This window comes from Gordonia sp. Z-3 (assembly GCF_036233855.1).
Taxonomy (GTDB): Bacteria; Actinomycetota; Actinomycetes; order Mycobacteriales; family Mycobacteriaceae; genus Gordonia; species Gordonia tangerina.
The window spans coordinates 239,780-253,130 of sequence record NZ_JAZARS010000002.1 but is presented as its reverse complement, the minus strand read 5'-3'; the positions used below and the strand labels follow the sequence as shown (position 1 = coordinate 253,130).

Here is a 13,351-nt window from a genome sequence, read left to right as displayed (position 1 = left end):
TCCCGCAGGTCAGAACACTATTATCTCCTCCATGAGCGCGGGGTCGGGAGACGCCGGGGACCGGTCACGGGAGCTGCGGGACGCACTCTCGCAGATGCGCCTTCACGAATTGCTGGACGAGGTGTCCGAGCGGATCGGTCGGATAGCCGAGATGCGCGACACCACGGACGGTTTGCTGGAGGCCATGTTCGTCGTCACTTCGGGGCTGGATCTCGAGGCGACACTGCGAGCGATCGTGTCGTCGGCGGTGGATTTGGTAGACGCCCGCTTTGGTGCGCTCGGGGTGCGCGGCACCGGCCAGGAACTCAGTGAGTTCATCTATCAGGGCATCGACGACGAGACGCGGATGCGTATCGGTCCGCTGCCGACGGGCCGTGGGGTGTTGGGTGCGCTCACCGCGCAGCCGAAGGTGATGCGGCTCGACGACCTGTCCACACATCCCGACTCGGTCGGATTTCCACCCGATCACCCCACGATGAAGACCTTCCTCGGCGCACCCATCCGGGTACGGGAGGAGATCTTCGGCAACTTGTACCTCACCGAGAAGCGCGGCGGTGCCCGGTTCACCGAGGACGACGAGGTCGTCATCGGAGCGTTGGCATCGGCGGCGGGCATCGCGATCGACAACGCCCGGCTCTACGCGCAGTCCCAGTCGCGCCTCGGTTGGATCGAGGCGGCGCACGACGTCCTCACCGAGCTGCTGTCGGGCGCGGACAACGATGAGGTTCTCGAGATGATCGCCCGGCAAGCGCTTGCGCTGACCGAAGCCGATCTGGTGTTCATCGCCACGCCGGACGACCCCGAGTTGCCGCCCGACGAGGTGGAGGATCTGCTCATCACGATCGCCGAGGGCGCGGACGGCGCCGACCTCCTGGGAAGCCGGATCCCGGTCCGTGGATCGACGTCCGGGAATGCATTTCGAACCCGGCGGCCGGTTCGCCGCGACCAGCTCGAGTTCACGCCGAGCGGTCACCCCGCCGAGCTCTTCGGGCCCGTCATGGTCGTCCCGCTGCGCACGTCGGAGACAACCAAGGGCGTCTTGGTCGTGATGCGCCGGCATGACGCCGCGCCGTTCTCCGACGAACTGTTCGCGTTGAGTTCGAATTTCGCCGGCCAGGCGGCGCTCGCGCTGGAACTGGCGGAGGCCTCCGCGCGGGCCCACGAGGTGGACGTCATCGCCGACCGGGAGCGCATCGCCCGCGACCTGCACGACCACGTGATCCAACGGATCTTCGCCGAAGGTATGGCCCTGCAGGCGACCTTGCAGCGTGTCCGGGCCCCCGATGTTCGTGACCGGTTGACCCACTCGATCAACAGCCTGCAGGACATCGTGCAGGAGATCCGGGCCGCCATCTTCGATCTCCAGCAGGGCGGGAACGAGGTGACCCGCCTACGCCAACGCATCCACGAGGTCGTCGACACCCACGTCGACGACCAACCCCTGCGGACCCACGTACGACTGTCCGGCCCGTTGTCGGTGGTCGAGAGCTCCGCAGCCGAGCAGGTTCTGGCCGTCATCTCCGAAACGGTGAGCAATGCCGTCCGGCACGCGCACGCCGACACCGTGACGGTCTCGGTGGCCGTCGGCGACGAGATCACGGTCGAGGTCGTCGACGACGGCGTCGGGATGCCCGCCGACGTCACCGCCAGTGGACTGGCGAATCTACGGGCACGGGCGCAGGCATACGGTGGTGAGCTGACCGTGACCACGCCACCCACCGGCGCCGGCACACTGATCCGGTGGGCGATACCGCTCTGCGTCGACCCACCCAGTCGTCGCCAGCGATGACCCTAGGTCGCCGTCGATCAATTGCGGGAGAACACCTCATCGACCGGACGACGCGGCGTGAGCGCCGGTCGGTGACCCTCACCGGCACCGACCCGAACGAGTACCTGTGCCGGATCGGAGCGGCTCAGCAGATTGTCGATCATCGTCCGGCTGGACTCGACCTCGAGTACATGGGAGATGATGCAGGTGCCGAGTCCGCCGATGGTCGCCTCCAACAACAGATCGGAGAGCGTTTCACCACACGCGAGGTGGTCGGCTGTGTTCTCGCCGGGGCCGGTGATCACCAGCACCGTGGCATGATCCACCTCGACTGCCGACCGCCGGGAGTGGTCGGTGATCACGAGGGGGAAGTCCCTGGCGACCTCCACGCGTTGCGCCTCGCTCGGTGAGGTCAGCGACGACGGTGGGATACCCTCACGACGGTCCGTGTCTTCGGCGGTCCACCATGCCAACTCGTCGTGATAGGTCGCGTCGTAGCGCCGCTGGAATGCGCTGATCCGAGACGCGTGCGCGAGCGTGGGATGAGTGTCGGAAGCCAGCATGACGATGTGCGTACCAGATCTGGTCGACACGGCATCGACCAGATCACTCAGTCGATCCTCGGGAGCCGCGCCCAGGGGAAGGCGGTCGGTGAATCGTTCGGTGATTGCGCGAGCGCGCGCCAGATCGGCGGGCGTCGGTGTCTGCCGACCCACGAACTGCACTGTCGCGAGATGGTCCGGCCGTGGCGGGCTCGGTAATCGAATGACCTCGGTCCGCAGTCCTTGTGCCGCCGCGGCGACCTGCAGATGGTGCAGTGCCGCACCGACACTGATGATCAGCTGCCGATTGTTGGGGTCGGCCACCGGGACCGCTCTGTCATAGTCTGCGTAGAGCCTCAACTCGGGTCCCTGCAACCGCCAGATCCAGGGCTGGCTGTTGTGAATGGACGGCGCGCGACAGGCCAGCGTGACGATCTCGTGCAGCGTTGTGTCGCTGGGGACCTCGCCGAGTATCTCGCCGGGAATATCACCGAACATCGGTCTCTCCATTCCGCTCCCTGCCATCATCGCGCGGAACGGCGAGCACGCCAAGGGCCGCTCGCAACCGTGGGAAGGGTCTTTGTCCTCTCACCCGATATGCCGCCCGCGCGGTGCAATTCGGTGGTAACGACAAGTTGCGGAGAAAGGATCATCATGAGCACGACCACCAGCCGCCGAACCGGTCATTCCTTGCTGCCCGACATCGCCGAGTTCTTCGGTGCGGTACCGACATTCGCCACATTGCACGCAGATCGTCACCTGATCCGCGTCGAGGACGAGATGGGCGAGGACAAGTACGTTGTGCGCGCCGAACTCCCGGGCCTCGACCCGGCGAAGGATGTCGAGGTGACCGTGCACGACGGTCTGCTCACCATCAGCGCGACACGCACCCAGAAGAAGGAGACAGACGGGCGATCGGAGTTCTCCTACGGATCATTCTCCCGCACTGTCTCGCTACCGGGTGGCCATGTCCAGGACCAGATGAAGGCCGACTATCACGACGGCATCCTGACCGTGACCGTACCGATCTCCGAGCCCGAGGCCTCGGCGAAGAAGATCGACGTCACGACGTCCTGAGGAGGAGACGATGGCTCCTAACCCGGCAGGTGTCGCATTGGTGACCGGTGCGGCGCGCGGAATCGGCGCAGCAACCGCCCGCGCGCTCTCGGCCGTCGGCATGGACGTCGTTCTCGCCGACGTGCTCGACGGTCATGAGGTCGCCCGATCGATCGGATCCCGGGCGTCCTTCGAGTTCCTGGATGTGACGAGCCTTGACGGCTGGATCGATGTTGTGGCGCGTACCCGGCACCAGTACGGACCGCTCCGGGCGCTGATCAACAACGCGGGAGTGCTCGGGTTCGGCAGCGTGGAGACGCTGTCGCCGGAGCAGTTCCGGCGAGTCGTCGAGGTGAATCTGGTGGGCCCTTTTCTCGGCATGCATTGCGCGGCGGAGTCGCTTCGAGAATCCGGCGCAGGCGTGATCGTCAACGTCTCCTCGACGGCGGGGTTGATGGGCTATCAGAACCTGGCCGGCTATGTCGCGTCCAAATGGGGCCTGCGCGGCCTGACCAAGGCGGCGGCGCTGGATCTGTCCGGCGGGCACATCCGTGTGTGCTCGATCCATCCCGGACCCATCCGCACACCGATGACCGCCGGTATGGACGAGGCAATCGCGGCGGGGCAACCGATCGCCCGATTCGGGTCCCCCGATGAGGTTGCTGCGATGATCCGGTTCATCGTCACCGAGGCGTCGTATTCGACCGGTGCCGAGTTCGTCGTCGACGGGGGTGCCGTCACGGGTTCCGGGATCGCGGTGCCCATGCCCGTTGTCGCCGGCCACGGACACTGATCCGTACTCCTGTCGCGCCCTGTCACCGACCTGTGGCGGGTGTCTGCCCGAGGTCGCGGCCGACATCGGGAACAATGAGGCCATGGCACCGTCCGAGCGCGATGAGACCAGGTGGGGGCAGTCGTGGCCGGCCCGCCGCCCGGGCACCGACGACCGGGTGGCTGACGAGCCGACACCCTGGGTGCTGGGTCTGCTGGTGACCCTAATCAGCGCGGTGTTCGCGACGTTGCTCCTCGTCGGTGTCTACGAACTGATCGGGTCGCTGGTGACCTGGCTCGGGTTGGCTGCGGTGCTCGTCGTGGCGCTCGGGATGGGGTGGACGTTGTGGGACCTGCGCGCACGCCCGGTGTGGCGCTGGATCGTCTGGGGTGCGCTGATCGGCCTGCTGGCCGGACTCGGGTCGTCGATCGTGCTGCTGGCGTTGGGCCGTTGACGGCCGATGTCCCAGCGGCGGGTCAGCCGAATCCGAAGTAGCGCGCGAGGCGTCCGCGGCGTTTGGGCGGCGGCGCGGGCGATCCTGACGCCGCGTCTGCGCCGTCGTCGGCCACGGCACTGCCCGAGACGGTCAGATTTCCCTGGTATCGAGCCCAGTCCTCCTCGGCAGGAACATAATCGGCGGGATGGATCGCGAACGCGGTGACCGGGATTCGCGTCGGATCGAGATCGGTGTCGGCCAGCGGGGTGGTGAACCGGAAGCCCAGCCACTCCCGGTTGGCCTGTTCGGCGAGTTCTTGCGGATGGAACGGCAGCGCGAGCGGTTCGGCGGGCACCCCGGGCGCATAGCGAAGGGGGTGTTCGCCTGCCCAGAACGGCCGCTCGAACGGGTAGGGCAGGCCGGAGTCCTCGAAGATCGTCACCGGGTCGGCCGCGAAGGACCGGCGCAGCTCGCCGTGTTCCCACCGGGCGAAGGCTCCGGCCGACCGGTCGGGGTCGGTGACCAGCAGCGTCGCGGCCGAACTGGGCCGGATCGACGCCAGTGTCCGGGTCAGCGTGGACGGTTCGGTGGTGTCGAAGAGAGAACAGCACAACACCGACAAACGTCCATACCAGCCGGCATAGACATGCGCGTCGGCCGCAGCGGCCGCAGTGGCGAGATCGGTGTCGGCGACGGGGACCAGCACCCGGTCGCCGTAGATCGTCGCGGCGAGTTTCTGCGCGGCGACCACATCGTTGAGGGGATCGGCGGACAGTTGTGCGATGGGGTCGTCACTGTCGATGAACCACAGAGTGACTGCGCGGGCCGACACGTCAGCGATCAGCCGTTGCCGTTGCTGCGGACGCCGAGCAGAACGTCCTCCCACGCAGGCACCGCGGGCTTGCGGGACCGACGGCGGGGCTTGCCGTTGGTCGCCGCATCGTCGGTGGCCTGCTCACCGGATGCGGTGGTGACCGCCGAGTCCGGCTCGCGGTCGTCGCCGGATTGATCGGTCGAACCGGAGGGGGTCGAGTCGGAGTCTGGCGTGCCGAAGTCGATGGCAACGGTCCCGTGCTCGTCGTGGCTCGGCGGGATCTGGCCCGTCCGCGTGCGCTGTGCATCGATGAGTCGGTCGGCGTCGAAGGTGACCTCGTCGTGGCCTTCGGGCTCGTGCTCGACCGCGGGTGTCGGCGCGAGGTCGGGGGTGGCAACCGGGGTCAACCGCCGACGCGGCGTGATCATCTCGGGATGGGTGAGCTCGTCGGCGAGGTCGTCGAGCGGGTCGGCGGTGCCGCCATGGCTACCCGGTTGAAACCGCCAGTGCGCATGGTTGTCGGTGCGGCCGACATGCCACGACACCTGGACGACCCAGTAGCCGTCGTCGCCCTTCCAGGCATCCCAGTCCACGTCCTGGTTGTTGTGACCCAGCGCGGTCATGGCCTCACCGACCACCTCGCCGAGGGTGGAGACAGCAGGGCCGTCTTCGCGGATCGGGTGGGCCATCGAGGCGAGTTCGGTGGCGCGGGCGCGCTCGAGCAGAACCGGGTGGGCGAAGCGTTCGACTTTGTCGACGGGTACGCCGGCCAGCGCCGCGACCTCGGCGACGGTGGCGCCCGCGCGGATGCGTGCCTGGATCTCTCGGGGCCGTAGTGTGCTTTCCATTTCGATCTCGATCTGCCCCAATCGTGAGATGTCGCCGCGTGCGGCGGCCCGGAGCCGTTCATCGGCGGCCATCCGGTACTTCTCACCCGACTCGGGATCCTGACAGATCACATGGGTGCCGTCGGCCTCTACGCCGACGACGCGAAGCTCACGCATCTGCTCCTCCTCCGGTGACCACGAGTGCGGGCATTGGGGTCAGGTTAATCCAGACCTCGCCTGCCGAACTGTCTGACACGCGGTAAAACCGCAGATCAGCAAGGTTGTGGCAGATGTTACCCATGGGGCACAGGCTACAGGTGATAACAGGGATACTCACGGTCTGTGAGCTCCGGCCGGCCGGCGGCCGCCCCAGCCCCGCCGGTGGGCGCGCCTCCCGTCGGTGGGCCGCGCCTCCCCGCCGGTGGGCCGCCGCTCTCCCCGCTGGTCGAGTAGTTGCCGAGCCGCTAGGCGAGGCAACGTATCGAGACCCGGCGCGATGCAAGGGATCTCGATACGCCCGCTCGCCTAGCGGCTCGCGGGCTACTCGATCAGCGGGACGGTGGCTCGCGGGCTACTCGATCAGCGGGACGGTCAGCAGGAGGCCCTCAGAGCTTGTCGACGACGAAGTCGATGCACGACGTCAGCTTGCTGACATCGTCCGGCTCGATCGCCGGGAACATGCCGACGCGCAGCTGGTTGCGACCGAGCTTGCGGTACGGCTCGGTGTCGACCACGCCATTGGCGCGCAGCGTCTTCGCGACGGTCGCCGCGTCGATCTCGTCGTCGAAGTCGATGGTGCCGACCACCTGGCTGCGCTGCGACGGATCGGCGACGAACGGTGTCGCGAATTCGCTCGCTTCGGCCCATTGGTAGAGGCGTGCGCTGGAATCGGCGGTGCGCGAGACGCACCAATCGAGACCGCCCTGGCCGAGCATCCACTGCACCTGGTTGTCGAGGAGTAGCAACGATGCCACGGCTGGGGTGTTGTACGTCTGGTTCTTGCTGCTGTTGTCCACAGCGGTGGGCAGCGAGAGGAACTCGGGGCACCACCGGTCGGTCTCGGCGATATGCGAGATCCGTTCCAGGGCGCGCGGGCTCATCAACGCGATCCACAGGCCGCCGTCGGAGGCGAAGCACTTCTGCGGTGCGAAGTAGTACACGTCGGCGTCGGCGATGTTCACCGGGAGGCCGCCGGCGCCGGAGGTCGCGTCGATGGCCACGAGTGCATCGTCAGAGCCCGCCGGACGGGTCACGGGCACGGCCACGCCCGTGGAGGTCTCGTTGTGCGCCCAGCCGATCAGGTCGATGCCGCCGAAGTCGTCGGCGGTCAGCGCGGCGGGATCAGGCGCGGTCCCCGGGTCGGTGGAGATCACCGCGGGTGAGTCGAGGAACGGGGCCTTCTTGGCGACTGTGGCGAACTTCGACGAGAACTCGCCGTAGGTCAGGTGCAGGGAACGCTGCTTGATCAGTCCGAACGCAGCGGCATCCCAGAAGGCGGTGGTGCCGCCGTTGGAGAGCACCACCTCGTACCCGTCGGGCAGGGCGAACAACTCCGACAGGCCGGCGCGGATGGAGCCGACGACATTCTTCACCGGCGCCTGACGGTGGCTGGTGCCGAACACCGACGCACCGGTGTCGACGAGGGATTGCAGTTGTTCCGGGCGCACCTTGGACGGGCCGCATCCGAAGCGGCCGTCCGACGGCAGGAGGTCGGCGGGAATCGTGATCGGTGCGGTGGCGGTGTCACTCATGTCCGCAAGTCTAAGGTTGTGGCCCCGACCACCCCGGTCAGGCCCCACCGAGTATCTGTTGACCCCGGCTGAACGTGTGTTTAGCATCTTGTACATGCGTTTAGCTGACGCCGACGACCGCACCACCCGCGCTCGGGTCCGCGACACCGCCATCGAGGTGTTCGCCCGCGACGGCTTCACCGCGACCGTGCGCACGATCGCCGAGGCCGCCGGGGTGAGTCCGGGGTTGGTGATCCATCACTTCGGCAGCAAGGAGAAGTTGCGGGCCGAGTGCGACGAACATGTCCTGCGGCAAACCCGCGAGGCCAACGAACAGGGGCTCGACGAGCAGGCCGGTCCGCACGCGTTCGCCGGATTCGTGCGGCGGATGGAGGACATCGACTCCGATGGCCCGCGCATCGTCTATCTCATCCGCAGTCTGCAGGCGGGCGGCGAGATGGCCCGTCAGTTGCTGGCGCACCTGGCCGAGGACGCCGAACAGACCTTCCGCAAAGGCGTGGCCGCCGGAACCATCCGGCCCTCCCGCGACGAGGCCGCCCGCGCCCGGTACATGGTCGCGCAGTCGATGGGTGCATTGCTGGTCGACGTGGTGATGAATCCGCCCGCGGACTGGTCGGATGCCGGGGTGATCCTGCAGTCCTACGTCGACCGGGTGGTGTTGCCCGCAGCCGAACTCGCCGTTCACGGGGTGATGACCGACGAGTCATTGCTCGACGCGGTACTGGCCTATCGAGAGGAACGCAATGACCACGACTCTGACTGATCCGGTGATCGACATCGAGGGGCTACGGAAAACGTTCGGCTCGTTCGCCGCCCTCGACGGCCTCGATCTCACCGTGTGCGCCGGCGAGATCGCAGGATTTCTCGGTCCCAATGGCGCCGGGAAGTCCACCACGATCCGCACCATGCTCGGGATGTACCGGCCCGATGCCGGGCGAGTCGCGGTATTCGGGCGCAACCCGATGGCCGACGCGGTGGCGATCCATCGTCGTCTCGCCTATGTGCCCGGCGACGTCAATCTATGGCCACAACTGTCCGGCGGCGAATGTATTGACCTGCTCCTGTCGTTGCGGGGTCTGCGAGTCGAGTCCGGCAGTCGCAAGAACGAACTGATCGACCGGTTCGACCTCGACCCCACCAAGAAGGCCTCGGCATACTCGAAAGGGAACCGCCAGAAGGTGGCGTTGATCGCCGCGCTGTCGGCGCCATGCGAACTGCTGGTGCTCGATGAGCCCACATCCGGACTGGATCCGCTGATGACACGCGAGTTCACCGATTGCGTGCGCGAAGTCGCCGACGGCGGGGCGGCGGTACTGATGTCGAGCCATCTCCTCGACGAGGTCGAGCAACTGTGCCAGACGGTCACCATCATCCGGGCCGGCAAGACGATCCGGTCCGGCCCGCTCACCGAACTGCGCCACCTGCGACGCTCACGGGTGACCGCCACTATCGGAGTCGGCGCACACGACCTGGCCTCGATTGTCGGCGTGCACGACTTCACCGTCGACCACGATCAGGTCAGCTTCACCGTCGCCGACGCCGGACTGGCCGAAGTCACCCGCGTCCTCGCCCGACTCGACGTGACGGGGTTGGCGGTCGAGCCGCCGAGTCTCGAGGAACTTTTCCTGCACGTCTACTCCGAACCCCGCGAGGTCGGGGCATGACGGCGGGGACGGCGGGAGCCGCCGGCGTGCGCGCGAGCGTGGTGTCGCATCAACTGGCCCACGTCGGAGTGCTCGTGCGACTCGGCCTACGACGCGAACGGATTCTCGCGCCGATCACGGTTGTGTTGTTCGTGTTGATCAACGTATCGACCGCACAGGCGATCTCAGGGATGTACGAGACACCCCAGCAGCGGCTGCGCCTGCAGGCCGGGCCCGGTGCCAACCCGGCCTTCCGATTTCTGCTCGGTGAGTTGACCCACGTGGAACCTACTGCGGCGCTGGTTTCCTGGCGCGCGGGGCTGTTCCTGATCGCCGCGCTCGGGGTTTGCGCGGCGATGATGACCGTGCGGCAGACCCGCAAAGAGGAGGAACTCGGCCGTACCGAACTCGTCCGGGCGGCCGCCGTGGGCCCGCTGGCACCGGCCGTCGCGGCCGCGGCCGTCGCTACCCTCTTCGTCGGCATCGTCTCGGTGGCAATGGCAGTGATCCTGCTCCCGCTGGGGGCCGATGCAGGCGATGCGGTCGCCGTGTTCGCGCAGTACGCCTCGACCGGGCTGGCTGCGATCGGGGTGGCGTTGATCGCCGCGCAGATCGCGACCACCTCCCATATCGCCAACCTGACCGCCAGTTCGGTTGTCCTACTGGGCTATCTGCTTCGCGGTGCAGCCGACGCAACCGACGACTGGGCATGGCTGAGGTGGACCAACCCGATCGGATGGGCTGAGCAGATCGACCCGTTCGGGAACAACGATCTGCTGCCCGCCGTGTTGTCGGTGGCGGTGTTCGTCGGCGGGACGGCCATCGCCGGGCGGGTCGCGGTGCACCGCGATCTGGGAGCCGGGCTGATCGCCCAGCGCCGCGGTCCGGCGGCGAGTTCCCGCCTGCCACGCGTCGAGTCGTTGGCGGTGCGGCTGTCTCGGTCGTTGCTGTTGGCTTGGGCTGCAGGCATATTCGTCTACGCGTTGATCATCGGTTTCATGCAGCCCTCAGTGGCCGACCTCGCGCAGGGCAACGAACAGTTTGATCAGGTCATGCGCGCCGCACTCGGTGACGCGACGTTGAGCACGTTGTTCGGGATGACCATGCTGGGCTTCCTCGCTGTCGCCGCCTCGGCATGGGGAGTCAACCTGGCCGAACGTCTGCGGGCCGAGGAGTCGGCCGGTCGCGCCGAGGTGGTACTCACGACGCCGACTGCTCGGGGCCGCTATTTCCTCACCTACACGGTGATCGGTGCGGTGGGCGGCGTCACCCTGGTGATCGTGGCGGCGGCCGGCATGGTGCTCGGCTCCGGCATCGCGGGCGGGGGATGGTCGAGAGCCGCGACCAACGCCGCGCAAACGGGCGCAGTGCAGGTTCCGGCGATGCTGGTCGTGGTGGCGATAGCGCTTGCGCTCTACGCGATCCGACCGTCGCTGGCCCATGTCGGATGGGTGGTCGTGGTGGGGGCGTTGCTGCTCGGGCCGCTGTCGGGCATGTTCGACCTGCCGCAGTGGGCCGCCGATCTGTCGCCGTTCACCCACACCCCGCTGGTGCCGGTGGACCCGATGCGCGCGACCCCGATCGTCGTGCTGATCGGGGTCGCGGCGATGTTCGTCACGACTGGCTGGGCGATCTTTCGTCGTCGACAGATCGGCTGACCTCGCCGTTGGTGGACCCGTCGCCATCTGCGAGGGGATCCTCGGGTTCCTCGTACGCACCCATCGCGAACGATCCGGTCTCCGGGTCGACCGTCACCGCGTGATGCGGTACCTCGTGCACCGCGACGATCAGCTCGCCGGTGTCGGGCTTGTCGGCGTTGTCGGGCAGTCCCGCGAAGGTCGCCGACATCGGACGCCGGCGTTTCTCGTGACGATGCGCCGGTTCGGCGGCTGCGGCGACGGCGGCCGCCTCGCTCCCATTGCCCAGACTCAGGTGCAGGAATCTCGGCTGCACGGCGATGTCGTAGTGGAACGCCCGTAGCAACGAGATACACGCGAGCACCATGACGATCGAGAACGGCACCGCCGTGGCGATCGACATCGTCTGCAAGGCGGTCAACGAGTCGGTGCCGCCGACCAGCAGCAGCACAGCTGCCGTCACCCCTTCGAGGCTGGCCCAGTAGACCCTGGTCAGGACTGGGGTCTCGATCTTGCCGCCGGTGGCGAGCATGTCAACGACCAGCGACCCGGAGTCCGACGACGTCACGAAGAACATGACCACCACGATGATCGCAATGACGCTGGTGACCGCGGCCAGCGGGAACCCGTCGAGCAACTGGAACAGCGACGTGTTTGCGTTGACGCTGCCGTCATCGAGCATGTTGCCCTCCTGCTGCTGACGCAGGATGCCGGAGTCGCCGAAGATGGTGAACCAGATGGCGCTGATGAACGTCGGGAGCAGCAGCACACCGGCGATGAACTCACGGATGGTGCGGCCGCGGGAGATCCGGGCGACGAACATGCCCACGAACGGGGCCCAACTGATCCACCAGCCCCAGTAGAAGATGGTCCAATCGGCCATCCAGGTGTCGTCGGCGAACGGCGCGGTGCGCAACATCATGTCCGGCAGCGTGGCGATGTAGTTGCCCATGTTCTGCACCCAGGACTGCAGCAGGAACAGCGTGGACCCCAGGACCAGGACGAACGCGGCCAACAGCGCCGCGACCGCCATGTTGATGTTCGACAGCCATCGCAGGCCCTTGGTGACACCGGTGACCACGGAGAAGATCGCCAGGCTCGTGATCAGGAAGATCATGATGACGACCACCCAGTTGTTGACCGTCAGCCAACCGAGATACTCCAGGCCGGCCGAGATCTGCTGGATGCCGAAGCCCAGCGAGGTGGCGACACCGAACAAAGTGCCGACGATGGCGACGACGTCGACCAGATGCCCGATCCAGCCTTCGACACGTTCGCGGCCGATCAACGGCTCGAGCAGCCAGCGCACCGCGAGCGGGCGTCCTTTGCGGAACGTCATGTACGCCAGGCCGAGACCCACGACGACGTAGATGCCCCAGGCGTGCAGGCCCCAGTTGAACAGCGTGAGTTCCATCGCCTGATTGGCGGCGGCGTCGGTGGAACCTTCGATGCCACCGGCTTCGGGTGGCGTGATGTAGTGCGACAGCGGTTCGGCGACGCTGTAGAACACCAGGCCGATGCCCATGCCGGCGGCGAACAGCATCGCGAACCAGGACAGGACACCGAACTCGGGCTCTTCGTCGTCTTTGCCGAGTCGGATCGTTCCGATCCGACTGATCGCACAGTAGATCGCGAATATCACGAACCCGGTGACGATGAGGATGTACCACCAACCCACGCCGGAGGTGATCCACCCGTTCAGCTTTTGAAATGCGTCGGCTGCCGTGCTCGCGTAGATCACGCAGAAGATGATCAAGGCGAAGATGATCAGCGACGCGGTGACGAACACCGGTTTGTGCTGCTCCCGCCAGGCGGACCGGAACATATCTCGCTCCCTTGCAACTCGTGCACATCGACGATCGTCGTCGACGCGGAGCGGCACAGCGTGCTGCTCGGCATCGACGGCAGTCGACCTGCTCACATCGGCGGCGAACCGACAGGTTCCGCGACGTGTTCGCGACCTAATCGGACGCTACTGCAGGATCAGGGTGTGCAATCAGTGGTATTCGGGCAATCGTTATGTGTCTGATTTATGACCCTACGACACCGGCTTGCCCTATGCGCGGGGGCGGGGCGGGGCGCACCTACCCGCGATCGGGTGCGGA

12 protein-coding genes are annotated in these 13,351 nt (G+C 66.8%); 7 read left to right on the top strand and 5 right to left on the bottom strand.

The genetic code is table 11. The features are described from left to right. Nucleotides 1-31 precede the first annotated feature (31 nt). Entirely contained in the window at nt 32-1,789 is a 1,758-nt protein-coding gene (locus VX037_RS03120) for a sensor histidine kinase (protein ID WP_328713170.1), read from the top strand. Nucleotides 1,790-1,806: 17 nt separating this feature from the next. On the opposite strand, the gene VX037_RS03115 is transcribed toward VX037_RS03120, so the two are convergent. After that, nucleotides 1,807-2,808, bottom strand: coding sequence for an Acg family FMN-binding oxidoreductase (locus VX037_RS03115; protein WP_328713169.1), 1,002 nt, complete (start codon nt 2,806-2,808; stop codon nt 1,807-1,809). A gap of 156 nt (nt 2,809-2,964) precedes the next feature. Between VX037_RS03115 and VX037_RS03110 the strand changes: the two genes are divergently transcribed. From VX037_RS03110 to VX037_RS03100, 3 genes are all read left to right on the top strand, one after another. Next, complete coding sequence (locus VX037_RS03110) at nt 2,965-3,387, top strand: Hsp20/alpha crystallin family protein (protein WP_328713167.1); 423 nt, start codon at nt 2,965-2,967, stop codon at nt 3,385-3,387. 10 nt (nt 3,388-3,397) lie between these two features. Beyond that, nucleotides 3,398-4,159, top strand: coding sequence for an SDR family oxidoreductase (locus tag VX037_RS03105; RefSeq protein ID WP_328713165.1), 762 nt, complete (start codon nt 3,398-3,400; stop codon nt 4,157-4,159). An 82-nt stretch (nt 4,160-4,241) separates the two neighbouring features. After that, a complete protein-coding gene (locus VX037_RS03100; RefSeq protein ID WP_328713164.1) occupies nt 4,242-4,592 on the top strand; it encodes a DUF2537 domain-containing protein in 351 nt (116 codons plus the stop codon). A gap of 22 nt (nt 4,593-4,614) precedes the next feature. Here VX037_RS03100 and VX037_RS03095 read toward each other — a convergent pair whose 3' ends face one another. From VX037_RS03095 to serC, 3 genes are all read right to left on the bottom strand, one after another. Further along, nucleotides 4,615-5,406 carry a DUF6928 family protein gene (locus tag VX037_RS03095; RefSeq protein WP_328713249.1) on the bottom strand — a complete coding sequence of 264 codons (792 nt, stop codon included), beginning with the start codon at nt 5,404-5,406 and terminating at the stop codon, nt 4,615-4,617. Between the two features lie 8 nt (nt 5,407-5,414). Then, nucleotides 5,415-6,392, bottom strand: a complete 978-nt coding sequence (gene sepH, locus VX037_RS03090) for a septation protein SepH (protein ID WP_235725899.1) — start codon at nt 6,390-6,392, stop codon at nt 5,415-5,417. 428 nt (nt 6,393-6,820) lie between these two features. Then, a complete protein-coding gene (serC, locus tag VX037_RS03085) occupies nt 6,821-7,966 on the bottom strand; it encodes a phosphoserine transaminase (RefSeq protein WP_328713163.1) in 1,146 nt (381 codons plus the stop codon). A gap of 94 nt (nt 7,967-8,060) precedes the next feature. On the opposite strand from serC, the gene VX037_RS03080 reads away from it, so the two are divergent. Genes VX037_RS03080 through VX037_RS03070 form a run of 3 tightly spaced genes read left to right on the top strand, consistent with a single transcriptional unit; the run spans nt 8,061 to nt 11,267 of the window. Further along, nucleotides 8,061-8,729: a TetR/AcrR family transcriptional regulator gene (locus tag VX037_RS03080; protein ID WP_235725451.1), complete on the top strand. Its 669-nt coding sequence runs from the start codon at nt 8,061-8,063 to the stop codon at nt 8,727-8,729. Then, nucleotides 8,710-9,630, top strand: coding sequence for an ABC transporter ATP-binding protein (locus tag VX037_RS03075; RefSeq protein WP_328713161.1), 921 nt, complete (start codon nt 8,710-8,712; stop codon nt 9,628-9,630). Before VX037_RS03080 ends, VX037_RS03075 begins: the two co-directional genes overlap by 20 nt. Further along, entirely contained in the window at nt 9,627-11,267 is a 1,641-nt protein-coding gene (locus tag VX037_RS03070; RefSeq protein WP_328713159.1) for an ABC transporter permease, read from the top strand. The genes VX037_RS03075 and VX037_RS03070 overlap by 4 nt, the downstream gene beginning before the upstream one ends. Here the strand turns inward: VX037_RS03070 and VX037_RS03065 are convergent. After that, nucleotides 11,224-13,071, bottom strand: coding sequence for a BCCT family transporter (locus VX037_RS03065; RefSeq protein ID WP_235725454.1), 1,848 nt, complete (start codon nt 13,069-13,071; stop codon nt 11,224-11,226). The two genes, VX037_RS03070 and VX037_RS03065, sit on opposite strands and share 44 nt — an antisense overlap. Nucleotides 13,072-13,351: the final 280 nt, after the last annotated feature.